We start from the raw sequence: 25,684 nt of genomic DNA on the forward strand, positions 1-25,684 counted from the left end.
AGCAGCAGATTATAATGTAAGGTATTGGTTTGTAAATTATGAATTTACAATTAATTAGGTGTTATTTTTGTTATATTCGAATAAATTAAAATTTCGACTAAATAAAAAACACAGTACTTTATTTTCTTTGTTTAATCAATATATTTGTAAAAAAAATTATTGGGAATTGGAAAATGTTTTTCTTTTACCCTAAAAAAGAAAAATTAAAATGAAACATATCGTTTTTACACTTGTTTTTTTATGTACCCTGCATAGTTTTAGTCAGAATGAAACTAATAAATGGGCTGTAACACTTGGTACAGGTTCTGTACTTTATTCTGTAGAAGATGGTAAAGATTTGGGAGGTAGGCTTATTCCTCAATTTCCAAGATTATCTCTTGCTACATATTTGTTTAAGAATGTAACTTTAGCAGGTAGTATTTCTAGTGATTTTAATGATAATCAAAAATACACCACGTTTGATGGTGAGTTTAGATATGATTTTGGTACTTCAGAAAGCACTATTAATCCTTTTGTTTTAATAGGAGGTAGCCTTGTAAAGTCTAAACATGTACTTCCAACCTTAAATTTTGGTATTGGTGGTACGCTTTGGATTTCTGATCATTTTGGATTACAAGGAATATTGATGCACAAGTATAATGAAGAAAGATTTAAAAGTCAGCGTTCTCATACATACGGTTCTGTTGGTGTTACATATCGTTTTTCATTTAGTGGAGGGAATAGTGGTTCTAGTTCTGGTAGAAAACGTATCTGGGAAGACAAACATTAATTTTCTATTTATACCCATTGTATATTTTGATGAATTTATGTTAATTTGAGGGTCTCTTAGAGAGATAGGTTGTCAATATTTTACTAATTTCTTTTGCTGATAAAAAGGAATCTATCTGTTCATCTATAGTATTATTTGCACTTAAAATAATAGTAGATGGATAGCTAATGGTGTTGTTTTTAAAAGCAAGTACCTCTACTATCTCATGAATGCCAGACTTGTTCTTAAAAATCTTGTCTTTTATATTTACCAAGTCTTTACTTTCTGCATTAAAAGAGATAAAGTAAAACTCTTTATTTAATAAGGCTACCACTTTTTTATTGATAAAAGTATTTTTTTTCATCGCAAAACAATATTTACACCAGTTTGTATGAAAAAAAACTACAATTGGCCTTTTTTCTTTTTCTTGTAGTTTATAAGCCTCTTCAAAAGAGTAACTCTTTAAAGTATGGTTTTTCTGACTAAGTAATATACTAGTAGAAAATATAAAAAAGAAAAGAAGCGTTTTTTTCATTATTGTAGTTTATATCTAAGTCCTAAAAACATACGAGTTCCTTGATTTGAAGCGTATACATAAGCTGGGTCGAAATTTTCACTAAATGGTTCTGAAGCATTTAAGATACTATTGGCTGCAGGAGTAAAATTTAATAAGTTTTTTACACCTCCAAAAATTTCAAATTGATCATTAAGTGTTTTAGTGGCTTGTATGTTTTGAATACTGTACCATGGAGATGTTGGTGATCTTGGGTCTATATCTGTATTGTCTGATATTAATGGTAAATCCATTGGAGCGTATACATTACCTGTATAATCTAGTTTTAAATCGATTGCCTTTATTTTGTAAGAAATACTCCAAGTACCACTAAAACTTTCTGTTAATAATTGTTTTTCGGTAATTCCATTTTCAGTAGTAGATACCTCCATTAAAGTTGCACCTGCTATTATTGAAAGTCCATTTCTTAAATTGATATCTGTGTTTAGAGATATTCCTTTAGAAACTGCATGACCATTTAAATTTGAATAAATAATTTGTGTTGGTTCTGTTTCGTAATCTGGAATTATTTTATTGTCGAAATAAGTATAGAAAGCACTTGCATCTAAATTAATTATAGTGTTATTGCCTGTAACTAACTTTTTAACATAGTTAATATTAGCATTCCAAGAAGTTTCTGGGAGTAATTCATCTTCAAAAACAACCTTTCTATTTCCTGTAAGTGCAGCATGATCTTCTGTAAAAACATTAGCAACCCTAAAACCATTACCAATACTAACCCTAAGCACATCTTCGTTATTTTCTGAGTTCCATTTATAATTTACTCTTGGAGAGAAAACACTTCCGTGTACATTATTATAATCATATCTTGCGCCTAAAAGCAACTTGTTTTTTGGAGATAGTGTAATTTCATCTTGAATAAAAGCACCTGGTAAATGAGTTATTGATGGAGCATTACCAGTATCACTATTTGTTGCTGTTGTGTTATCGTCATAATTTGTGTAACGATAAGCAACTCCCATTAGTACATCATGGTTTTTGCCAAAAGTAGTGTCGTATGTTAATTGGCCAAAAGCAATAAATTGATCTGCTTTATAAAAAGTGTCTCCGTAATAAGAGTTTTGGTCATGTCCATTCGCGCTAAATTGTAAATTTATTTTTTTATCGGTAGGCAATTGGTAAGTTCCAAAAGTTTCCCATCTACTGGTGTAAATGCTTTCGCCATAAACCTCTGTTCCACCTCTATATTTAGGCTCCCAATTCATTTCTCCTCCCCATCTATCTTCGTAAACATAACGTCCGGCTACAGTAAAAATACGATTGTTTTTTCTTTCAAAATTAAATTTATTAAAAATAGAAATTCTGTCTTGTAAAGTCAAATCTGTAAAACCATCCTTATTATTATCAATAGGGTTTTGGTAATTAAAATAATTAACACCTAACAGTCCATCGGTTTTTCCTAATTTATATTTTAAACCAATATCTGTATTTACTTCTCCCCAAGAACTTGCATAAGATTCTACGGTAACTAACGGGGCTGAAGATGGCTTTTTAGTGATAATATTAATGATACCACCAACAGCTTCAGAACCATATAAAGTAGAAGCAGGACCTTTTACAATTTCTACACGTTCTATTAATGCCTGCGGAATTCCTGTTAATCCATACACGGTAGATAAGCCGCTTACAATGGGCATTCCGTCTATTAAAACAAAAGTATAAGGACCTTCTAATCCGTTAATATGAATATCTCCTGTGTTACAAACACTACAATTTACCTGCGGACGAACACCATTTACATTTTGTAAGGATTCAAAAATAGATGGTGCTGGGTTTTTCATAAAAAAAGTAGGAGAGTATACTTCTACAGGTACAGAACTATCTAGTTTTTTAACCGGTTTCATGGTTCCAGAAATTACAATTTCGTCTAAAGAGTTAGCTTCTGATAAAGAAAAGTTTTTAATAATTTTTTGATTTTCATCAATCGTTATTTTAATCGATTTAGATTTATAACCAACACTACTAATAACAAGTGTATAGTTTCCTTTTGGTATGTTTTTTAACTGATAAAAACCATTTTCGTTAGAAGCTGCTCCAATTTTAGATTTTTTTAAATACACATTCACGTAAGCTAGTGCATCTAATTTGTTAGTTATTTTACCAGAAATAGAATTATTCTGTGCAAAAATTGCATTTAAGCTGATAAGAGCTGCAAATAAGATAAGTCTTTTTAGTTTCATTTAATTTTATTTTATGGCAAATGTAATTTATTTTTTAGACTTGTCTAAAAATATATTTATTAAAATTAAAAAGTATATCTTTGTAGTATAAAATTTGTAGATGTTTACACTTTCTGAAGAAAATTATTTAAAAGCAATTTATCATTTAGAGTTAGATTCCGATAAAGGAATTAGTACAAATGCTATAGCTAAAAAATTAGAAACGAAAGCTTCTTCTGTTACAGATATGATTAAAAAATTGTCTGAAAAGGAAGTTGTTGTCTATAAAAAATATAAAGGTGTAAAATTAACGGTCTTGGGTAAAAAAACTGCCGCAAACATTGTAAGGAAACATAGGCTTTGGGAAGTTTTTTTAGTAGAAAAATTAAATTTTTCTTGGGATGAAGTTCATGATGTTGCAGAACAGTTAGAGCACATTAAGTCTCCAAAGTTAATAGAACAATTAGATGCTTTTTTAGGTTTTCCAACACGTGACCCTCATGGAGATCCTATCCCGGATAAGGAAGGTAATTTAAAAACCATCGAGAAAAGTTTATTATCAACTTTATTAAAAAATGAAAGTGGAATTTGTATTGGTGTTGATGATTCTTCATCAGAATTTTTAAAATTCTTAGATAAAAAAGGTATTATATTAGGTAAACAAATTACCGTATTAGAAAAAGAAGATTTTGATGATTCAGTTTCCATTATGGTTGATGATAAAAAACTATCAATTTCAAACAAAATAGCTAACAATTTATATATTAAAAAAATATGAGTACTTACAGCCCAGTAGTAGCGCTTTTAGTGTTTTTTGGCGTTATTTTAGTCTTATTTATTATTTTTAATCCTAAAAAAGGACTCTTTTTTAAATACTTAAAAGCACGTAAAGAAACAGAGAAAACGGCTATTGAAGATGTTTTAAAGCTTTTGTATCATGACCCGAAGACATCTATAAATACCATTTTTAATGAACTAGATTTTAGTCATAGTTTGTTGTTAGAAAGTATTGATACCATGGTAGAATCTGGTTTGATAAGAAAAGAACACGATCTTTTTTCATTAACCGAAGACGGAGATGAATATGCGTTAAGAATTGTGAGAGCTCACCGTTTATGGGAAAAGTATTTATCAGAAAAAACAGGGTTTCATAAAACAGAATGGCACAGTAGAGCAGAGAAAAAAGAACACGAGTTATCTGGTGAAGAAGTAGAAAATTTGTCTACACTCTTAGGAAATCCGAGATATGACCCTCATGGAGATCCAATACCTACTAAGTCTGGTGAAATTCCAGAGAAAAAAGGAATGCTACTTGCAGATTTACCTATTTTGAATTTTGGAAAAATTATTCATATAGAAGATGAGCCTACAAGTATTTATAAACAAATTTTAGCAAAACATATTCATTTACATTCTCAGGTGTACATGAAAGAGATTAGTGAAAATCGTATTGTTTTTGAATCTGAAGGAGAGCAATTTGTGTTGCCGCCTATAGTAGCAAAAAATATTACCGTAATTTCTTTAGACAAAGCAGATGTTGTAGAAACAGATACGTTGCGTTTATCTAATTTAGAAAATAACCAAAAAGCAATAATTATTGGTGTTTCTAAAGAATGTAGAGGAGAAAATAGACGAAGATTATTAGATTTAGGTTTTGTAAAAGGAGCAACGGTTAGTATCGATTTGTTAAACCCGTTAGGAGATCCAAAAGCATTTTTAATTAAAGGAACGGCCATTGCTCTAAGAAAAGACCAGGCTGTTAAAATTTTAATTACCAAAGCATAAAAAAATGAAAACAGCACCAAAATCGGCTTGTGACACTTGTGCACATCATACTTTAGAAGGAGTTAAAAAATTAGGAGTAGATACAGAAAATGTAGATTTTGTAATTGCATTAGCAGGAAACCCTAATACAGGAAAAAGTACTGTTTTTAATGCGTTAACAGGTTTAAGGCAGCATACTGGGAATTGGCCAGGAAAAACAGTAACTAGAGCAGAAGGTGCTTTTGAATATCAACAACAAAAATTTAAATTAATAGATTTACCGGGTACGTATTCTTTAATGTCAAGATCGGAAGATGAGGAGGTTGCTAGAAATTTTATTCTTTTCGGTAAACCAACATTAACAGTAATAGTTGTTGATGCAAGTAGGTTAGAACGTAATTTAAACTTAGTACTGCAAATTTTAGAGATTTCTTCGAATGCAGTTCTTTGTTTAAATTTAATGGATGAAGCAGAAAAAAATAATATAAATATAGATTATAGAAGTTTATCTAGAGAATTAGGAATTCCGGTTGTGCCTACAAGTGCAAGGTCTAAAGAGGGGATTCCAGAATTAATTGCTGCAATTAGCGATTTGGCAAACGGAAAAATAGTTTGTAAACCTTATAAAATAAAGAGTATTCCAAAACATGTAGAAGTTGCTGTACAGAAGTTAAGCAATGCTATTAAAGAAGAATACCCAACTGTTTCTAATAGCAGGTGGTTAGCTTTTAGAGTTTTGGAAGGAGATACACATATTTTAGAAGCCTTAAAAACAGGTGATTTTATTTAATTATAAAAAATGGAAACAAAAAATATTGATAAAATTATAGAATTATCAAACGAATTACGTTGGCAAATTGGCGATGATTTTCATGATAACTTAACAGAAGCAATTTATGCGGATGCTTCTAAGATTGTTGAAAAAACAGTTGTAAAAGACAATAAAAAAGGAGCTTTTTATTTAAATGCTAAAATAGATAAAGTAGTAACTAGTAAAATTTGGGGGTTTCCAATTATGCTATTGTTATTAGGTTTGGTACTTTGGTTAACTATTATTGGGGCAAATTATCCGTCATCTATGTTGGCTAGTTTATTGTTAGATACTATTCATCCTTTATTAAAAGAAGGTGCAGCGTTCTTGAGTTTTCCTTGGTGGTTGTCTGGTTTTTTAATTGATGGCGTTTATTTAGCAGTTGCTTGGGTAATTGCTGTAATGTTGCCGCCAATGGCAATCTTTTTCCCATTATTTACCTTGTTAGAAGATTTTGGATATTTACCTAGAGTTGCTTTTAATATGGATTCACTTTTTAAAAAATCTGGAGCACATGGTAAACAAGCTTTAACCATGACCATGGGTTTTGGTTGTAATGCAGCAGGAGTTGTAGCAACAAGAATTATTGATAGTCCGAGAGAGCGATTAATAGCCATTATTACTAATAATTTTTCTTTGTGTAATGGTCGTTGGCCAACGCAGATTCTATTAGCAACAATTTTTATTGGTGCTGTTGTACCTTCTACATATTCTAGTTTAATTTCTTTAGTTGCCGTTGTTGGAATTGCCGTTTTAGGAATCTTTTTTATGTTTTTCTTTTCTTGGGCATTGTCTAAGACAGTTTTAAAAGGTGAGGTTTCTACCTTTAATTTAGAGCTTCCTCCTTATAGAACTCCTATGTTTTGGAAAACCATTTATACCTCTTTAATAGATAGAACAATAATTGTTTTATGGAGGGCAATTGTGTTTGCTGCGCCAGCAGGAGCCGTAATATGGCTGGTTTCTAATGTGTTTATAGGTGATGAAAGCATTGCTGTACATTTAATTAATTCTTTAGATGGATTTGGGTTTTTATTAGGTTTAAATGGTGTTATTCTACTAGCATATATTGTAGCAATTCCTGCCAATGAAATTGTAATTCCTTCTATATTAATGTTAACAGTTATGGTAACAGGAGTTGCTGGTGGAGCAGGAGCTGGAGTAATGTTTGAATTAGATTCTGTAACTGCTACTGGAGATATTTTAAGAAGTGGTGGATGGACGCTTTTAACAGCTGTAAATGTGATGCTATTTAGTTTATTACACAACCCATGTAGCACAACGATTTATACCATTTATAAAGAAACAAAAAGTAAAAAATGGACAGTGGTAGCAACAGTTTTACCAGTTGTAGCAGGTTTTATTGTTACTTTTTTAGTGGCGCAAATTTGGAGAATTTTAAGTTAATCACTCTAAAATAAATCTTGATATTTACCTAAACTTAATTGCTTAATTTGTATTTTGCAGTAAAATAAATTGTGCAAAATACATCTACCTTTCAGGTTTATAATGCTTCTGCAGGAAGTGGTAAAACCTTTACCCTTGTAAAAGAATATATAAAAGTCTTATTAACTTCTGAAGATATTTTTTCGTTTCAGAAAATATTAGCAATCACGTTTACCAACAAAGCAGCTGGTGAAATGAAAGAACGTGTGTTGTCTAGCTTAGAAGATTTTGCAGATGGTAAAGAGAACGATCTACTCAATATTATTATTGATGAAATTACTATTGATAAAGCAATAATTCAAGAAAGAAGTAAGAAAATTTTAGATGCAATTTTAAAAAATTACTCCGCTTTTTCTATTACTACCATTGATAGTTTTACACATAAAATAATAAAAAATTTCGCTTTCGATTTAGGCTTGTCGCTAAACTTTGAAGTAGAAATGGATGCTGTTTCTCTTTTAAATGAAGCCGTAGATGTTTTAATTTCTAAAATAGGTACCGATAAAAAATTAACCAATCTTTTAATTGATTATTCATTAGACAAAACAGATGATGATAAGTCTTGGGATATTTCTAGAGATTTAAGTGAATTTGCAAGAATCTTATTAAATGAAGATGATGTACAGCATTTTAGAAGTCTTGCAGATAAAAAATTAGAAGACTTTACAAATTTAAAAACAAAGCTTTACAATCAGCAAAAAGAATTGAAAGATTCTATTAAAAAAGTTGGTGAAGAATGCCTTCAATTAATAGAAAATAACGATTTAGAGCATAAAAATTTTATGCGAGGAACTATTCCTAAGTTCTTTGCTGATCTAAGTGAGAAGTCTGTAAATATAGATTTCATCAAACGAAGTGAAACGATAAAAAAAGCAATTGAGAATGATCAGTATTATTCAAAATCTACTGTAGATTCAGTTGCCACTTCTATAGATCAAATTGTTCCAGATATTGTTCGGTTATTTAAGGAAGCTGAGGTTATTTATCAGCAATTCTCTATGAATAAATTGGCGTTGAAAAGCATTATTCCTTTAGCTGTTTTAAATAATATCAATTCAGAATTAGAAACCATAAAAGAAGATAATAATATTCGATTAAATGCAGAGTTTAATCAATTGATTTCTGATAATATAAAAGATCAGCCAGCACCTTTTATTTATGAAAGAATTGGGCAACGTTTTCAGCATTATTTTATTGATGAAATGCAAGATACTTCTGTGCTGCAATGGCAAAACTTGGTGCCTTTAATAGATAATACATTAGCGCAAGAAAATAGTAACTTGTTGTTGGTTGGCGATGGAAAACAAGCTATTTATAGATGGCGTGGTGGAAAAGCAGAACAGTTTATTGAGTTAGGTTCTGATAGAGTAAACCCTTTTCATGTTTCTAAAGAAATTAAAAACTTAGAGACCAATTTTAGAAGTTATTCCGAAGTTATTAATTTTAATAATTCGTTTTTTCAGCATACGGCAAATTTTATTGAAAATGAATCGTATAAGAATATTTTTATAGAAGGAAATAAGCAAATAGAAAATTCTAAAAAAGGAGGTTTTGTCTCGTTGAGTTTCCTTGAAAAAAATGAAGATAAAGAACTTGAAAAAGTAAAATATCCGCAGAAAGTTTTAGAGAAAATACTTCAATTAAAAGAACAGTTTTCTTTGAGTGAAATTTGCGTATTAACCCGAACTAGAAAAGATGGGGTTGCAGTGGCAAATTATTTATCAGAAAAAGGAATTGATATTGTATCTTCGGAAACTTTATTACTTAAAAACAGTGCAAAAGTTACTTTTATTGTAGATGTTTTAAATGTTTTACAAAACCCGAGTGATGAGGAAACACGTTTTGAAATGCTGTATTTTTTACATCAACATTTACAAATAGAACAACCAAAACATGTCTTTTTTAATGAATTTGCAAAAGCTGATAATCAGACGATATTAGAGTCTTTAAAAAATCTTGGTGTAACGTTTAATATTTCAGCATTTCATCAATTACCCTTTTATGAGAAAATAGAAGAAATTATTAGAGGTTTTAATTTGATAAATTCTTCTGATGCCTACATTCAGTTTTTTTTAGATGTTGTTTTAGAACAGCAAAGAAACGGAACCGATGTTGGTGAGTTTTTAGAGTTTTGGGAACTTAAAAAAGAACGCTTAAGTATTGTTGCCCCAGAAAGTGCAGGTGCTGTTCAGATTATGACGATTCATAAATCGAAAGGATTAGAATTTCCTGTGGTAATTTTCCCCTGCGATGTAGATATTTATAGACAGATAAAACCAAAATCGTGGTTAAATAAATTGCCAGAGTCATACGATGGTTTCGATGAGTTGTTGGTAGATTATAGTAAAAGTTTAAGTATTGTTAGTGAAAGAGGTTTAGATATTTATAATAAGCAAAGAGAAGAATTAGAATTAGATAATTTTAATTTGTTATACGTTACATTAACCAGGGCTGTAGAGCAATTACATGTTATTACGGATAAAAAAATATCCTCTAAAGGAGAAGAAAACACTAATTTTTATTCAGGCATTTTTATCAATTACTTAAAGCAACAAGATCTTTGGAATGATGATGTCTCAGACTATTCTTTTGGAGTTGAACAAAGAGTTAGTAAAAAAGAAAAAGAAAGTTCTGTTGCAGAAATTCATGAGAAATTTATTTCTACTCCTTGGCAAGAACATAATATTGTTTTATTAGCAAACTCTTCTAAGTTATGGAATACAGAACAAGGAAAGGCAATTGATTTTGGAAATTTATTTCATGAAATTTTATCAAAAATTATTACTTTAAAAGATGTTGAAAAAGTAATTTCTATTTATTATCAACAAGGAGTTATAAATAATGAACAACAAATTTTTATTACAAAGAGTATTTTCAATATTGTAAATCATCCTAAATTAGAACTTTATTTTTCAGAAGGTGTTAAAGTTTTTAATGAAAGAGAAATTCTTGATGTAGATAATCACATTATCATTTTAGATAGATTAATTTTTATAGCGGATAAAAAGGTGGTTATTCTAGATTATAAAACAGGAAACCCTTCATCAGAACATCATCAGCAATTATTAAGGTATGAAAGAACTTTAAAATCGATGAATTTTACTGTAGATGAAAAACTATTGATCTATATTAATGATGTAGTAGAAGTTGTTGAAGTGTAATTTATATAAAAATAGTAACTTAGTAATCTTGATGTTACTATAAGTCAAGCAAGATAAATTTAAAAATAAAAAAGTAATTTAATTGCTTATTTTACTTCTCTTTAAAGCTGAAAAAAAAGATTTGATTTCCCTTTACTTCATGCTAATGAGTGTTTTAAAGTACGATCTTGAAGTTTTTATAAAAATTAGGTAGAGAATTAAAGACGGGTAGAATTAATAAAACGTATTGTTTTAATAATATTTTGTAGATTTGTCTTTGTAGATACGATTTAAGGATTTACTTTTGCGTATTATAATAACGAACTTTTAATTTAAAAATTTGATAATGAAACGATTAAAAATAGCTGTGATAGCTTTGTTTACGTTGGTAACAGTTGGTAACGTAAACGCACAAGATGAAAACAACCCTTGGGCTGTAGGTTTTGGTGTAAACGTAGTAGACTTTTACAATGGTGATGACTTTAGTGACCAAATAAAAGATTTAATTGGTAATGGAGATTGGAATATTTTACCTTCTATTTCTAGAATATCTGGAGAGAAGTATTTAGACAAAGGTTTCTCTTTACAATTAGCAGGGTCTTTAAATAAAATTGAAACAGTTACAATTAAAGATGATTCAGATTTTCTTTATTGGGCTGTAGATGCAGTTGTAAAGTATGACTTAAATAACTTAGTTGGACAAACAGGTTGGTTTGATCCTTATGTATATTTAGGTGGAGGTTATACTTCTGTAGATTCTAGTGGTGAAGGAATGTTAAATGGTGGTTTAGGTTTTAATACTTGGTTTAATGATAACTTAGGTTTAAACTTTCAAACAGGAACTAAAAAAGGTTTTTCTGATAAAGTAAGAGCACACTATCAAACTTCTTTAGGTTTAGTAATTAAATTTGGAGGAAAAGATACAGACGGAGACGGAGTATATGATAAAGATGATATGTGTCCTGAAGAAGCAGGTTTAAAAGAATTTAATGGTTGTCCTGATGCTGATGGCGATGGAGTAAAAGATTCTGATGATGCTTGTCCTAACGTTGCAGGTTTAGCAGCTATGAACGGTTGTCCTGATTCTGACGGAGACGGTGTAGCTGATAAAGATGATATGTGTCCTAATGCTAAAGGTACAAAAGCTAATAAAGGTTGTCCTGATGCTGATGGAGACGGTGTAGCTGATAAAGATGATAAATGTCCTTCTATTGCAGGTCCAGCTGATAATGCAGGATGTCCTTGGCCAGATACTGACGGAGACGGAGTTTTAGATAAAGACGATAAATGTCCAGAGTTTGAAGGTGTAGCTTCTAATAATGGTTGTCCAGAAGAAGCTATGACTGCAGAGCAAATTGCAGCTTTATCAGGATTTTCAAAAGAAATTTTATTTGGTACAGATAGTGCTAGAATTAATAAAGCTTCTGCAGCAAAATTAGACAAGGTTTACGGTTTAATTAGTTCTGTAGATAATGTAATCTTTGTAGTAGAAGGTTATGCAGATAGTAGAGGTTCTGATTCTTATAACTTATACTTATCTGAAAGAAGAGCAGAATCTGCTAAAACTTATTTAGTAGGAAAAGGTTTTGATGCTAATAGATTAGAAACAATTGGTCAAGGAGAGAAAAATCCTATTGCTAATAACAATACTAATTTAGGAAGAAGTAAAAACAGAAGAGTAGTTATTCAGTTATCTGATAAATAATTGTCAACTACATTTTAATATAAAACTCTGCTCATTTTGAGCAGAGTTTTTTTTGTTTATGCTATTTGTTTCTTTTTCAATTAAAAAAGAGGAAAATCTTTTTTAATTAAAGACAAAAAAATTACCTTTGCAATCTGAAAAAAGAGGCTGAAATCTCTAAAAAAAAATAATAACTTTAATTAGATACATAATGTCTACAATAACAGGTAAAGTTTCACAAATTATTGGGCCAGTAATTGATGTTGAATTCAATACTGAAAATGAACTTCCTAAAATTTACGATTCGTTAGAAATCAAAAAAGCTGACGGCTCTATTTTAGTGTTAGAGGTACAACAGCATATTGGAGAAGATACAGTTAGAACTATCTCGATGGACGCTACTGATGGATTAAGTAGAGGAACTGAGGTTGTAGCTACAGGTAGTCCTATTCAAATGCCTATTGGAAACGATATTTATGGCCGTTTGTTTAATGTAACTGGAGACGCTATTGATGGTTTAGGGAACTTGAAAAAAGAAGGTAAAGATGGTTTACCAATTCACAGATCTGCACCTAAATTTGAAGATTTATCAGTATCTACAGAGGTTTTATTTACAGGTATAAAAGTAATCGACTTAATTGAGCCTTACGCAAAAGGAGGTAAGATTGGATTATTTGGTGGAGCCGGAGTAGGTAAGACAGTATTAATACAAGAGTTAATTAACAACATTGCAAAAGGACATGGTGGTTTATCAGTTTTTGCAGGTGTTGGAGAAAGAACTCGTGAAGGAAACGATTTACTTCGTGAAATGCTAGAATCTGGAATTATAAAATACGGAGACGATTTTATGCATTCTATGGAAGCAGGAGGATGGGACTTATCTAAAGTAGATAAACCAGGAATGAAAGATTCTAAAGCTACTTTCGTATTCGGTCAAATGAATGAGCCACCTGGAGCACGTGCACGTGTTGCATTGTCTGGTTTAACAATTGCAGAGTACTTTAGAGATGGAGCAGGAGAAGCAGAAGGTAAAGATGTACTTTTCTTTGTTGATAATATTTTCCGTTTTACACAAGCAGGTTCTGAAGTGTCAGCACTTTTAGGGCGTATGCCATCTGCGGTAGGTTACCAACCAACATTGGCAACTGAAATGGGTGCAATGCAAGAACGTATTACATCTACTAAAAAAGGTTCTATTACATCTGTACAAGCAGTTTATGTACCTGCAGATGATTTAACAGATCCAGCGCCAGCAACAACGTTTGCTCATTTAGATGCAACAACAGTATTGTCTCGTAAGATTGCAGAATTAGGTATTTACCCAGCGGTAGATCCTTTAGATTCTACTTCAAGAATTTTATCTGCAGCAATTTTAGGTGATGAACACTATAATACTGCAACAGCTGTAAAAGAAATTTTACAACGTTATAAAGAATTACAAGACATTATCGCTATTTTAGGTATGGAAGAATTATCTGAAGAAGATAAATTAGTAGTTCATAGAGCTAGACGTGTACAACGTTTCTTATCTCAACCTTTCCACGTAGCTGAACAATTTACTGGTATACCAGGAGTTTTAGTTGATATTAAAGACACTATTAAAGGTTTTAATATGATTATGGATGGTGAGTTAGATAAATACCCTGAAGCAGCATTTAACTTAAGAGGATCAATTCAAGATGCAATTGATGCTGGAGAAAAAATGTTAGCAGAAGCATAAAATTAGTCAGTGGTTTGCAGTTTACAATCTTTAAAAGAGTATAAACTGCAAATTGAAGACTGTAAACTATAAGAGATATGTTTTTAGAAATTGTAACACCAGAAGCTATATTATTTTCAGCAAGAATTGACTCATTGTCGGTTCCTGGAGAGAATGGTGAGTTTCAAATGTTAAATAATCACGCACCAATTGTTGCTAACTTAAAGGAAGGAATAGTTAAAATTCATGTTCATAGTAAAGAACATCTAGAATTCGATCAATTTAAAGGACATTATGAAATTCATATAGATGATGATAATATTCTAACAATTGCTATTAAATCTGGAACTTTAGAATTAAAAGATAATAAAGCAATTATTTTAGCAGATTAAATTTCTAAAATAATTATAAAAATTAAAAGTCTCAAAACATATGTTTTGAGACTTTTTTAATTTAGACACTCTCTATAAAATATTAAGTGCTTTTTTTTTTGCAATTTCCCCCTTTACTTTTCTTTTTATTTCATACTCCAAAATTGATAAATAATTTAGAATAATCTGTTAGTGTAAACCTTTATATTTAAATAGGAAAAACACCTTTTTAAAATTTGGTCGTTATAGGGATAATGTTAATTAAATATCTGATACTTAGGGATTAGTATTTTTTGATATTGTTTAATGTTTTTATACTTTTATATATTATAATTTAAGTTGTATTTTCATACATATTAATCCAACTATGATGTTATGAAAGCGCTTTTTAAATTTTATCAAATATTTTTTTTATCATTATTTATCATTAGTTGTCAGTCTGAGACCATATCGCAGGTTCCGCAAGTTGATAGTTCTAGGCCTTCTAACACCATAACATATAAAGAAATGGCGAGTATGTTTCATCAATATGATATAGGGCAGAAACCTGTTTTAGATCAATATAGAAAAGAGCTTACAGGTAATGCTAAAGAAATAGAGAGTGTTTCTCATTATTATGACATTAATCAATTAAAGCAGTATATTGCTTATATAGAACGATTGTCTAAAGAAAAAGATATTACACTTACTGGTGTTAGAATTTTCTCTGCAGCATATCCTAACGATTATTCAGATAAACTTTTAAGAGGGAGACAAACTTTAATTTTTATGCCTACAGCAGACACAAAAGAAAAGAAAAATGTTGCTTATGAACCTTTGTATTCTAATAAAGGTGAGGCAATTCCTTTTACAAAATTCTTAGATCAATTTAGTAGTAAAGAAACTCAGCAAGTTGTAAGGGCTTCTTTTTTGCCTTTTATAGGAGGTCAAGAAGATTTTAAGAGTTCTGGAGCTAATAGATTGAAACCTACACCACCAATGTAATATTTTGGAGAAAATAATTTACATATTATATTTTTTAGCCATAGCGGTCTATGCTATCTTCTATTTTAAAAAATCTTTTGATGTTGATTTAAAATACTTTTTGGGGTACTTAATTGCTATGTTTACTTTTGAAATGATTGCTAGCTATGTGAAATATAATTTAGCGCTATATAATTTATGGGTATACAATACCCTTACTTTTGTAGAATTTAACTTATTATTCTTATTTACAAGACAAATTTTAATTTCAAGAAAAACACAAAAAATAGTTTCAAGAGTTAGTATGCTCTTTAATGTAATTTATTTGCTAACTACGTTCTATTATTTGTATCAAGGAACTTATTTTGTAACCTACAATAGCATTGCTTCTATTTCAGGGAGCTTATTAATAGCTATTGTTTTATTCTTATTTTATAGGGATTTTTTATCTTCTAATGAAATTCTTAATTATAAGAAATCTCTTACTTTTTGGATTGTTTTTGGTTTATTATTCTATTATTTAGGCACTATACCAATAACTTCTATACTAAATAATATGAAAGGAACACCAATTGAGGTGATAGAATATTTATATAATATTCAGTTCGTTTTATTGATATTTATGTATAGTTGTTTTATATTGGGGGCACTATGGAGTCAGAAGCGAGTCAAATAATATTAATTGTAACCACTATAATAATAGTTACGTTTGTTATTTTTATTATATTATTGTTTACTGTTTTTCAGAAAAGAAAAAACTCCCTGTTAGAGCAGCAAGAAGAGAATAAAAAGAGATTTGAAAGAGAGATTGCAGAAACACAAATTGAAATTAGGGAGGAAACCTTAAGAAATATTAGTTGGGAGTTACACGATAATATTGGGCAATTACTAACACTAGCTAAAATTCAATTGCAGAATGTTTCTCTAGAAAATATTCATGAAGTTTCAGAAACGATTACTAAAGGGCTGACAGAAGTAAGGGCGCTATCAAAATTAATAAACCCTGAAGCTATAAAAAACATCAAATTAAGAGAGGCTATACAGCTAGAAATAGATAGATTTAATAGATTAAATTTTATCAATTCTGCCTTAATTATTAAAGGAGAGGGAGAATTAAATAATGAAAAATCTTGCATTATTATTTTTAGAATCTTACAAGAGTTTTTTTCCAATACCATTAAACATTCCAAAGCATCTAATCTAACTGTAGAGTTAAATTTCAGTGAACATTATTTAGAAATTACAGCGAAAGACGATGGAGTTGGTTTTTCCTCTTTAGAGGGTAAATCTAATGGAATAGGATTACAGAATATTAAAAATAGAGCAAAATTAATAGGTGCAACGGCCGTTTTTACTTCCGAAGTAAATAAAGGTACTTCCCTAAATATAGTATATAAGTTATGATGAAATATTCTGTTGTTATTGTAGATGATCACACATTGCTTTCGCAAGCAATTGCTGCTATGGTAAATACTTTTAGTAAATTTAAAGTCTTATATACCTGTAAAAATGGACAAGAATTAATTGATAAATTTTCTACTTCACCAGAATTTATTCCAGATGTTGTTTTAATGGATATTAATATGCCGATAATGAACGGAATTGAAACTACAGAATGGATTTCTAAAAACCATAAAGATGTGCACGTAATGGCACTTTCCGTAGAAGATGAAGACGCTACTATTTTAAAAATGTTAAAAGTTGGTGCTATAGGCTATTTATTAAAAGATACTGAAAAAGTAGTTTTAGAAAAGGCTCTAGTAGAAATAGCAGAAAACGGATTTTATCATACCAAAAATGTAACCAATCTATTAATGAAATCTCTTTCTGGTGGAGGAAAGGCCGAAATACAACTAAAAGAAAGAGAAATTACCTTTATGAAACACGCTTGTTCTGAGTTAACCTATAAGGAAATTGCAGAAATTATGTGTTTAAGTCCAAAAACAATTGATGGATATAGAGATGTTTTGTTTACTAAATTACAGGTAAAAAATAGAGTAGGTTTGGTAATGTATGCAATTAAAAATAAAATTTACACTCCATAAAAAAAGTGTAAATTTGCAGCATGGAAGAAACGAACAGACAACGTAAAATTGCAGGAGTATTGCAAAAGGATTTGGTAGATGTTTTACAGAAAGCAGCACAAGATGGTATGAAGGGAATAATTATTTCTGTTTCTAAGGTTCATGTAACATCAGATTTAGGAGTCGCTAAAGTTTATTTAAGTGTATTTCCTTCTAGCAATAGAGAAGAGCTGATTAAAGGAGTGCAATCTAACACTGTTTTAATTCGCCATGAAATGGCTAAAAGAACAAAACATCAATTACGTAGAATGCCAGAATTATTGTTTTTTGGAGATGATACGTTAGATTATATTGAGGAAATTGATAAATCTTTAAAAGGTGAAGACGACAACCCTATTAAAGACCCTAGCGTTTTACCTAGACGTAAAAGGAATTAAATTAATTATTTCATTTGAACTTTCCCTTATACATAGCCAAAAGATATTTATTTACTAAAACAGGTAATAATGCCATAAATATTATTACCATTATTGCTTCTTTTGGAGTGATTGTAGGTTCATTGGCCTTGTTTATTATACTTTCTGGCTTTTCTGGTTTACGTACATTTAGTTACAGTTTATTAGATGTTTCAGATCCTGATATTAAAATAACTTCTAATAAAGGAAAGACTTTTTTATATACGGATGATGTTCATCAAGCATTCATAAACAATACTTCTATTAAAGCAACTTCTAAAATTATAGAAGAGCGTGTTTTTTTAGAGTACAATGATAAGAATGAAATTGCTTATATAAAGGGAGTTGAAGCGAGTTATACTTCTATTACAAACATAGATTCTGTAATCAGTTTAGGGAATTGGTTAGATGTAAATCAGCCAAATACTGCAGTTGTTGGTAATGGAATTTCAAGAAAATTATCATTAGGAGTTTTAAATTATGGAGCTCCTTTGACAGTTATGGTTCCTAAGCCAGGAGTAGGTTTTATCAACCCAAATAATGCTTTTTACAAAACAGAAGTGCAAATTGTGGGCTTGTATTCTGGTACAGAAGAGTTTGAAAGTAAATTTGTTTTTGTTTCTATAAATGACGCAAAGAATTTGTTGAATTTTAAGAAAAATGAAATAACAGGTATAGAAATTAAATTAAAAGATAATTTAGATGCAGATTTGTTTTCTGAAGAACTACAAGAACAATTAGGAGATCAATTTAAAGTACAAACCAAACAACAATTAAACGAGGTTTTTTATAAGGTAATCAACACAGAGAATTTTGTGTCTTATCTTATTTTTACGTTAATTGTAATTATAGCATTATTTAATGTTATTGGTGCAATTATAATGATGATTATCGATAAAAAATCGAATTTAAAAACCCTTTTCAGTTTAGGTGCCTCTATAAAAGACATTAAGAAAATATTTATTTTACAAGGTTTTCTATTAACCTTTTTAGGAATGATTATTGGTTTATCATTAGGAATTCTAATCGTTTTTATTCAGAAAGAATTTGGCGTATTTATGATAACTCAAAACTTTGCTTATCCGGTAGAATTTAGATTTTCTAATCTTTTTATTGTAATTGCTACTATTACTGTCTTAGGTTTTATTGCCTCTAAAATTGCAAGTAGTAGAATATCTAAAGAGTTTGTTGAGAAATAAAGAATTATTAAAAAGTTTTAAAACTGAGGGATAATTGTATTTTTAAACTTCGCTTCAACTTCATCAAAGGCAGCAAAAACATCACTAGCATCATCCGAAGTTACCATTTTCATTCTGTATTCTTTAAAATGCGGTATTCCTTTAAAATAATTGGTGTAATGTCTTCTAGTTTCTAAAACTCCTAAACCAGCACCTTTCCAATCAATAGCCATTTGTAAATGTCTTCTTGCCATTTCTACACGTTGTGCAATTGTTGGTTTTGCTAAATGTTCACCAGTATTAAAAAAATGTTTTATTTCGTTAAAAAACCAAGGATATCCAATAGCTGCTCTACCAATCATACAGCCATCTAAACCGAAAGAATCTCTCATTTCCATTGCTTTTTCAGGAGAGGTTACATCTCCATTTCCAAAAACCGGAATGTGCATTCTTTGGTTATTTTTTACAGCTGCGATAGGTTTCCAATCTGCTTCCCCTTTATACATTTGGGCACGCGTTCTACCATGAATAGAAATGGCAGCACAACCAACATCTTGCAATCTTTCTGCTACTTCTACAATTCTAATAGAGTCATGATCCCAACCTAATCTAGTTTTAACTGTAATAGGCAAATTAGTGTGTTTTACCATGGCTTCTGTTAATGAAACCATTAAATCTATGTCTTTTAAAATTCCTGCACCTGCGCCTTTAGAAACGACCTTTTTAACAGGGCAACCAAAGTTGATATCAATAATATCTGGATTCGATTTTTCAACAATTTCGACGGTTCTTAACATCGACTCTAAATTGGCTCCAAAAATCTGAATTCCTACCGGACGTTCTTTTTCATAGATGTCTAATTTCATGATACTTTTTGCAGCATCACGAATTAAGCCTTCAGAAGAAATAAACTCTGTGTATACCACATCTGCTCCATGTTCTTTACATAAGGCTCTAAATGGTGGGTCAGAGACATCTTCCATTGGTGCTAATAAAAGAGGAAAGTCTGGTAATTCTATGTTGCCGATTTTAATCAAAACGATATAATTTTTTGCAAATTTAGTGTTTTTTTAAACCTTTAAGGGGAAAAATATTTTTTGCTATTTTTAAGATTGAAATATCCCTAAATTCATTTTTAAATCATCTCTTAGAAATATGAAAAGCTTTGTATTTTAAAAATAAAATGATATCTTACAGTATAAAAGAATCAAATTATATTATGGGAGCAAAAGAAGATATTTTAAAGAAAATCAGTTTTTTAATTACTAGTAAATTTCAAAGTCCGGCAGAAGCTTTTCTTTTTTTTGATAAAGATAAAGATGGTAAATTAAATAAAGGCGAAGTAAAAGATCTATTAAAAGATGCTGATATCAGTGGCTTTTTTAGAGGAATTGTTGCTGGTGAATTGATAAAAGGATATGATAAATCTGGAGATGAATGTATCAATTTAGAAGAATTTAAAGTAGCCATTGCAGAACTAGAAAGAGATTTGTAAATCTCTTTCTAGTTTTTTTTACAATATAAAATAACATGCTTAATAAGGTTTTAAAAATGCTTTTCTTGTATACTGCAAAAGATAGCTGTTAACTACAAAAATTAAGATACTTTTAGTTATTTAATTCACAAACTTATTTACCTATCTTTGTCAGTTGAACGCAGTTAGAAAACGAAGTATGAAAAACATTAGAAACTTTTGCATTATCGCACATATAGATCATGGTAAAAGTACGTTAGCAGATAGATTGTTAGAGTACACAGGTGCTGTAACAGATCGTGAAAAGAAAGATCAGTTATTAGATAATATGGATTTAGAGCGAGAACGTGGTATTACCATAAAATCGCATGCTATCCAAATGGATTTTGAATATAAAGGAGAGCAATATATCTTAAATTTAATTGACACTCCTGGTCACGTAGATTTCTCTTACGAAGTTTCTCGTTCTATAGCCGCTTGTGAAGGCGCATTGTTAATTGTAGATGCAGCACAAAGTATACAGGCACAAACAATTTCTAATCTATATCTTGCTTTAGAGAACGATTTAGAAATTATTCCTATTTTAAATAAAGTAGATTTACCTTCTGCAAACCCAGAAGAAGTAACAGATGATATTGTAGATTTATTAGGTTGCGACCCAGAAGATGTAATTCACGCAAGTGGAAAAACAGGTTTTGGAGTGGAGAATATTTTAGCTGCAATTATAGAAAGAGTTCCTGCTCCAAAAGGAGATCCAGATGCACCATTGCAAGCCTTAATTTTCGATTCTGTTTACAATTCTTATCGTGGAATAGAAACTTATTTCCGTGTTTTAAACGGAGAAATAAAAAAAGGACAACAAATTAAGTTTATGGCAACTGGCAAAAATTATTTTGCAGATGAAGTTGGTACTTTAAAGCTAGAGCAAGTTGTAAAAAAATCTGTTAAAACAGGTGATGTTGGGTATTTAATTACAGGAATTAAAACAGCAAAAGAAGTAAAAGTAGGAGATACTATTACAGATGCTCTTAACCCAACTACAGAAATAATTGATGGTTTTGAGGATGTAAAACCAATGGTTTTTGCAGGAATTTATCCTGTAGATACAGAAGATTTTGAAGAATTGCGTTATTCTATGGAAAAATTGCAATTAAATGATGCTTCTTTGGTTTTTGTACCAGAAAGTTCTGCCGCTTTAGGTTTTGGTTTCCGTTGTGGATTCTTGGGAATGTTACACATGGAAATTATTCAAGAACGCCTAGAACGTGAGTTTAATATGACCGTTATTACAACGGTTCCTAACGTTTCTTACCACGCGTATACAAAGAAAAATCCGAACGAAATATTACTTTTAAATAACCCTACAGATTTACCAGATCCATCGAGGTTAGATAGAGTGGAAGAGCCTTTTATTAAAGCAAGTATTATTACTAAGTCAGATTATGTTGGGCAAGTAATGAGTTTGTGTATAGAAAAACGTGGTGAAATAGTAAATCAGACCTACTTAACCACAGAAAGAGTAGAATTGATTTTTGATATGCCTTTGGCAGAAATTGTTTTCGATTTTTACGATCGTTTAAAAACGGTTTCTAAAGGATATGCTTCTTTCGATTATTCTCCAATTGGTATGAGAGAATCTAAATTAGTTAGAGTAGATTTATTGTTAAATGGACAACCTGTAGATGCCCTTTCTGCACTTTTACATGCAGATAACGCCTATACAATTGGTAAAAAAATAGTAGAGAAATTAAAAGAATTAATTCCACGTCAACAGTTCGATATTCCTATTCAGGCAGCAATTGGAGCAAAAATTATTGCCCGTGAAACTACCAAAGCATTGCGTAAAGATGTTACAGCAAAATGTTATGGTGGAGATATTTCTAGAAAACGTAAGTTATTAGAAAAGCAGAAAAAAGGTAAAAAGAGAATGCGTCAGGTTGGTAATGTAGAAATTCCGCAAGAAGCATTTATGGCAGTTTTAAAGCTGAATGATTAAATTTCAATTATGGAAGAGGCTTATGATGTTGTAATTATTGGAGCAGGAACAGCTGGCTTAATGCTTGCAAGAGAGCTTGGTAAGACTAAATGTAAAATATTACTTTTAGATAGGAGAAAAGATTTATTAAATTTTTCATTTAAAACTTTAGCGAGTTTTATGGATTTAAAAGATTTTGATTTATCAGAAAATATCGTTGCTCAGCATATTAATACAATGGTAGTTCACTCTAAAAGAGTAAAATCTGAAATTAAAGATGATTTATATATTTTAGACAAAGAAATACTTCATAAAGAACTTTTAGAGTCTCTTGATTATAATTATGTAGATATTAAAACAGGAGTACATGTAAATGATATTTTTAAAGAAAACTCTAAAGACTTATATACTCATATATCAGATAAAAAGGGAAATATATATAAAGGTAAAATCTTTGTTGATGCTTCTGGTACAGTTGGTGTAATTAGTAAAAAAGTTGGATTATTAGATAGTAGCTACAGAGTTGCAACAGGTGTTGAATACAACGTAAAATACCATGGGAATTCTAATGAGATGCACTTGATGATTGGCAAAACTTATGAAGGAGGTTATGGTTGGATTTTTCCATTAAAAAATGAAAGGGCAATTATTGGCTTTGGTACTTTAGAAGAGACACTTTTTAAAGGTTTGAAAAATAGATTAAATAAAATTATTGAATTACCAAAATTTAAAAAACTAGTTACTAAAGATAATGATTTAGTAGAAGGAGGTAGTATTCCAATAACACCAGTTTTAGAAAAATTTACTTTAAATAATTTAGTTTGTGTAGGTGATAGTGTTTCTCAAGTAAATCCTATTGCAGGGGAAGGTTATAAATTTATATTTGAAGCTGCAATTATGGCTAGTAAACATATAAAAAACGCTATTGAAAATAAAGATATTAATCTTTTAATTGGCTTTGAAGAAGATTGGAAAAAGAGATTTTCGTCTAATTATAAAAGATCAAAAATAGCGCAAAATAGAATCTTTAGTTCTTTTTCTAAAAATGATATTTCAACCGATATTGGTATGGTTTTATTAAAATTAAGATCCAATAAGAAAAATGTTCAAACGCTATCTGGAGAATATGAATAATTTTAATTTTTCAAAAAATTTATAAAAAATGCTCTTGATTTTATCAAGAGCATTTTAATTTTCATTAAGAATAGAAAAGTAACAATAGCATCTGCGATGCTAATCTCTTCCTCCTAATATTTGCAGTCCCCAATATAATAAAGAAGCTAAAGAACCTAAAGCAGCTACTAAGTAAGTTCTTGCAGCCCATTTTAAAGCATCTGTTGCGCCAGCTAATTCTTCTTGAGAAACCATATTCTTGTTTTCTAACCAAGCCAAAGCTCTATTACTTGCATCATATTCTACAGGTAAAGTAATAAAACTAAAAAGTGTTGCAAACCCCATAAAAACTAAACCAGCAATGGCAATGTAAAAACCAATTCCAGTAGCTCCAGAAGCTGCTCCCATAATTAGACCACCAATTACCAACCATTGCGAGAATTTAGAAGTAACACTTACAATAGGTACTAATTGAGATCGCATTGTTAAATAACTATACGCTTTTGCATGTTGTACTGCGTGTCCGCACTCATGTGCAGCAACAGCCGCAGCTGCAGCATTTCTTTGGTTATACACAGATTCACTTAAGTTTACTGTTTTATCTGCAGGGTTGTAGTGGTCTGTTAATCTACCAGGAGTAGAAATTACTTTTACATCAAAAATACCATTATCAGCTAACATCTTTTCTGCAATTTCAGCACCGCTCATTCCATTTCTAAGCTGAATTTTAGAGTATTTTTTAAATTTGTTTTTCAGCGTATTACTTACTAACCAGCTCGCTAAAGCAATTGCACCAATTAAAATATAGAATCCTATCATAAATTATATTGTTTAAAAATTGTATTTCACTTTTCTTTGATAAATTTACAACATAAAGTATTCCAATTTATTATTTGGAAGATAAAAATGACAAAATGACAAGGAAACCTAAAATATTACTTATATATACTGGCGGAACGATTGGTATGATGAAAGACTATAAAACAAATGCCTTAAAAGCATTCGATTTTAGTCAGATTGTAGAAAAGATTCCAGAATTACAACAGTTAAACTGTACTATAGAAAGTATTTCTTTCGAAGAGCCCATAGATTCATCAAACATGAATACTGTATATTATATAAGTATAGTAGAAATTATTGAAGAAAATTATAAAAAATTTGATGGTTTTGTGGTTTTATCAGGCTCAGACACTATGGCGTATACTTCTTCTGCAATAAGTTTTATGTTAGAAAATTTGCAAAAACCGATCATTTTTACAGGATCTCAACTACCAATTGGAGATTTAAGAACCGATGCTAAAGAAAATTTAATTACCTCAATAGAAGTTGCAAGTGCAAATAAAAATGGAATGCCCATTATATCTGAAGTTTGTTTGTATTTTGAATACAAATTATACAGAGCAAATAGAACAACAAAAATAAGTTCTGAAGAATTTGAGGCTTTTACCTCTTTAAATTTTCCTCCATTAGCAGAAAGTGGTGTGCATCTTAAATTTAATGAGCATATTGTTCAACACTCTAATAATAAAGATAATGTTTTAATTGTTAGAAAAAAATTGGTTGAGGAAGTAGTTATTTTAAAACTGTTTCCTGGAATATCAAATTTAGTGATAGAAAGTATTTTAAATATTCCAAATTTAAAAGGAGTTGTATTAGAAACGTATGGGGCTGGTAATGCACCAAATTCAGAAAGTTTTATTGGTTTGTTAAAAAAGGCAATAGAGAAAGGTATTAAAATTGTAAACGTAACCCAATGTATAAGTGGTCGGGTAATGATGGGGCATTATGATACAAGTTTACTGCTTTTAGAAATGGGGGTTATTAATGGTAGAGATATTACCACAGAGTCTGCTATTGCCAAATTAATGTACTTATTAGATAAAAACCTATCAGATGAGGAGTTTATACATTTTTTTGAAAAATCTTTAAGAGGCGAATTAACTGATAATTATCATTTTTAAACATATAATTGAGTTAAATGAAGTTTTTAACATCAAATAGATTGATTTTTTTTTTAAATGCTCAATATTTTTTTGTTACTTGGCACTCTCAAAAGTATTAGAGGGGTAATTTTTTAATTATTTTAGTTAAATTGCCTTTCATATT

General features: G+C 30.1%; 23 protein-coding genes. 19 read left to right on the top strand and 4 right to left on the bottom strand.

Annotated features, from left to right (window positions below):
• Nucleotides 1-208: 208 nt before the first annotated feature.
• Nucleotides 209-769, top strand: a complete 561-nt coding sequence (locus GQS58_RS06460; RefSeq protein ID WP_166384072.1) for a hypothetical protein — start codon at nucleotides 209-211, stop codon at nucleotides 767-769.
• A gap of 40 nt (nucleotides 770-809) precedes the next feature.
• Here the strand turns inward: GQS58_RS06460 and GQS58_RS06465 are convergent, their stop codons facing one another.
• Complete coding sequence (locus GQS58_RS06465; protein ID WP_166384074.1) at nucleotides 810-1,283, bottom strand: thioredoxin family protein; 474 nt, start codon at nucleotides 1,281-1,283, stop codon at nucleotides 810-812.
• Nucleotides 1,283-3,502: a TonB-dependent receptor gene (locus tag GQS58_RS06470; RefSeq protein ID WP_166384076.1), complete on the bottom strand. Its 2,220-nt coding sequence runs from the start codon at nucleotides 3,500-3,502 to the stop codon at nucleotides 1,283-1,285. The genes GQS58_RS06465 and GQS58_RS06470 overlap by 1 nt, the downstream gene beginning before the upstream one ends.
• Nucleotides 3,503-3,602: 100 nt before the next feature.
• On the opposite strand from GQS58_RS06470, the gene GQS58_RS06475 reads away from it, so the two are divergent.
• The 14 genes from GQS58_RS06475 (at nucleotide 3,603) to GQS58_RS06535 (ending at nucleotide 19,037) form a co-directional block, all read left to right on the top strand.
• Entirely contained in the window at nucleotides 3,603-4,259 is a 657-nt protein-coding gene (locus tag GQS58_RS06475; protein ID WP_166384078.1) for a metal-dependent transcriptional regulator, read from the top strand.
• Nucleotides 4,256-5,266 carry a DtxR family transcriptional regulator gene (locus GQS58_RS06480; protein ID WP_166384080.1) on the top strand — a complete coding sequence of 337 codons (1,011 nt, stop codon included), beginning with the start codon at nucleotides 4,256-4,258 and terminating at the stop codon, nucleotides 5,264-5,266. The genes GQS58_RS06475 and GQS58_RS06480 overlap by 4 nt, the downstream gene beginning before the upstream one ends.
• Nucleotides 5,267-5,270: 4 nt before the next feature.
• Entirely contained in the window at nucleotides 5,271-6,035 is a 765-nt protein-coding gene (locus GQS58_RS17385; protein WP_410524702.1) for a FeoB small GTPase domain-containing protein, read from the top strand.
• A gap of 9 nt (nucleotides 6,036-6,044) precedes the next feature.
• Nucleotides 6,045-7,463, top strand: coding sequence for a nucleoside recognition domain-containing protein (locus GQS58_RS17390; protein WP_410524703.1), 1,419 nt, complete (start codon nucleotides 6,045-6,047; stop codon nucleotides 7,461-7,463).
• Nucleotides 7,464-7,534: 71 nt separating this feature from the next.
• Nucleotides 7,535-10,663, top strand: a complete 3,129-nt coding sequence (locus GQS58_RS17340; RefSeq protein ID WP_166384082.1) for a UvrD-helicase domain-containing protein — start codon at nucleotides 7,535-7,537, stop codon at nucleotides 10,661-10,663.
• A 325-nt stretch (nucleotides 10,664-10,988) separates the two neighbouring features.
• Nucleotides 10,989-12,347: an OmpA family protein gene (locus GQS58_RS06495; protein ID WP_166384084.1), complete on the top strand. Its 1,359-nt coding sequence runs from the start codon at nucleotides 10,989-10,991 to the stop codon at nucleotides 12,345-12,347.
• Between the two features lie 190 nt (nucleotides 12,348-12,537).
• Nucleotides 12,538-14,046, top strand: a complete 1,509-nt coding sequence (gene atpD, locus GQS58_RS06500) for a F0F1 ATP synthase subunit beta (RefSeq protein WP_166384086.1) — start codon at nucleotides 12,538-12,540, stop codon at nucleotides 14,044-14,046.
• 77 nt (nucleotides 14,047-14,123) lie between these two features.
• The gene (locus GQS58_RS06505) at nucleotides 14,124-14,417 is read left to right on the top strand and encodes a FoF1 ATP synthase subunit delta/epsilon (protein WP_165734305.1); all 294 of its coding nucleotides are present in this window, start codon (nucleotides 14,124-14,126) and stop codon (nucleotides 14,415-14,417) included.
• 354 nt (nucleotides 14,418-14,771) lie between these two features.
• Complete coding sequence (locus tag GQS58_RS06510; RefSeq protein ID WP_166384088.1) at nucleotides 14,772-15,380, top strand: hypothetical protein; 609 nt, start codon at nucleotides 14,772-14,774, stop codon at nucleotides 15,378-15,380.
• Nucleotides 15,381-15,384: 4 nt separating this feature from the next.
• Nucleotides 15,385-16,035, top strand: a complete 651-nt coding sequence (locus GQS58_RS06515) for a hypothetical protein (protein ID WP_166384090.1) — start codon at nucleotides 15,385-15,387, stop codon at nucleotides 16,033-16,035.
• Nucleotides 16,011-16,763, top strand: a complete 753-nt coding sequence (locus GQS58_RS06520) for a sensor histidine kinase (RefSeq protein WP_166384092.1) — start codon at nucleotides 16,011-16,013, stop codon at nucleotides 16,761-16,763. Before GQS58_RS06515 ends, GQS58_RS06520 begins: the two co-directional genes overlap by 25 nt.
• Complete coding sequence (locus GQS58_RS06525) at nucleotides 16,760-17,404, top strand: response regulator transcription factor (RefSeq protein ID WP_166384094.1); 645 nt, start codon at nucleotides 16,760-16,762, stop codon at nucleotides 17,402-17,404. Before GQS58_RS06520 ends, GQS58_RS06525 begins: the two co-directional genes overlap by 4 nt.
• A 20-nt stretch (nucleotides 17,405-17,424) precedes the next feature.
• Nucleotides 17,425-17,820: a 30S ribosome-binding factor RbfA gene (rbfA, locus tag GQS58_RS06530; RefSeq protein ID WP_166384096.1), complete on the top strand. Its 396-nt coding sequence runs from the start codon at nucleotides 17,425-17,427 to the stop codon at nucleotides 17,818-17,820.
• A gap of 14 nt (nucleotides 17,821-17,834) precedes the next feature.
• Nucleotides 17,835-19,037 carry an ABC transporter permease gene (locus GQS58_RS06535; RefSeq protein ID WP_166384098.1) on the top strand — a complete coding sequence of 401 codons (1,203 nt, stop codon included), beginning with the start codon at nucleotides 17,835-17,837 and terminating at the stop codon, nucleotides 19,035-19,037.
• Between the two features lie 17 nt (nucleotides 19,038-19,054).
• Here GQS58_RS06535 and dusB read toward each other — a convergent pair whose 3' ends face one another.
• Nucleotides 19,055-20,053, bottom strand: coding sequence for a tRNA dihydrouridine synthase DusB (dusB, locus tag GQS58_RS06540; RefSeq protein WP_166384100.1), 999 nt, complete (start codon nucleotides 20,051-20,053; stop codon nucleotides 19,055-19,057).
• A 146-nt stretch (nucleotides 20,054-20,199) separates the two neighbouring features.
• Here dusB and GQS58_RS06545 point away from each other — a divergent pair, with 146 nt between their 5' ends.
• The 3 genes from GQS58_RS06545 to GQS58_RS06555 all read left to right on the top strand — a co-directional run bounded on the left by GQS58_RS06545 (nucleotide 20,200) and on the right by GQS58_RS06555 (nucleotide 23,599).
• Nucleotides 20,200-20,511, top strand: coding sequence for an EF-hand domain-containing protein (locus GQS58_RS06545; RefSeq protein ID WP_240914571.1), 312 nt, complete (start codon nucleotides 20,200-20,202; stop codon nucleotides 20,509-20,511).
• Nucleotides 20,512-20,689: 178 nt separating this feature from the next.
• Nucleotides 20,690-22,486, top strand: coding sequence for a translation elongation factor 4 (gene lepA / locus GQS58_RS06550; RefSeq protein WP_166384102.1), 1,797 nt, complete (start codon nucleotides 20,690-20,692; stop codon nucleotides 22,484-22,486).
• Between the two features lie 9 nt (nucleotides 22,487-22,495).
• Nucleotides 22,496-23,599 carry an NAD(P)/FAD-dependent oxidoreductase gene (locus GQS58_RS06555; RefSeq protein WP_166384104.1) on the top strand — a complete coding sequence of 368 codons (1,104 nt, stop codon included), beginning with the start codon at nucleotides 22,496-22,498 and terminating at the stop codon, nucleotides 23,597-23,599.
• A gap of 99 nt (nucleotides 23,600-23,698) precedes the next feature.
• Here GQS58_RS06555 and GQS58_RS06560 read toward each other — a convergent pair whose 3' ends face one another.
• Nucleotides 23,699-24,397 (bottom strand): zinc metallopeptidase, encoded by a 699-nt coding sequence (locus GQS58_RS06560; protein ID WP_166384106.1) that lies wholly within the window; start codon nucleotides 24,395-24,397, stop codon nucleotides 23,699-23,701.
• 95 nt (nucleotides 24,398-24,492) lie between these two features.
• Between GQS58_RS06560 and GQS58_RS06565 the strand changes: the two genes are divergently transcribed.
• Complete coding sequence (locus tag GQS58_RS06565) at nucleotides 24,493-25,539, top strand: asparaginase (RefSeq protein ID WP_166384108.1); 1,047 nt, start codon at nucleotides 24,493-24,495, stop codon at nucleotides 25,537-25,539.
• The last annotated feature ends 145 nt before the right edge of the window (nucleotides 25,540-25,684 follow it).

Origin of the sequence: Polaribacter sp. 11A2H (genome assembly GCF_011379025.1) — a bacterium.
Taxonomy (GTDB): domain Bacteria; phylum Bacteroidota; class Bacteroidia; order Flavobacteriales; family Flavobacteriaceae; genus Polaribacter.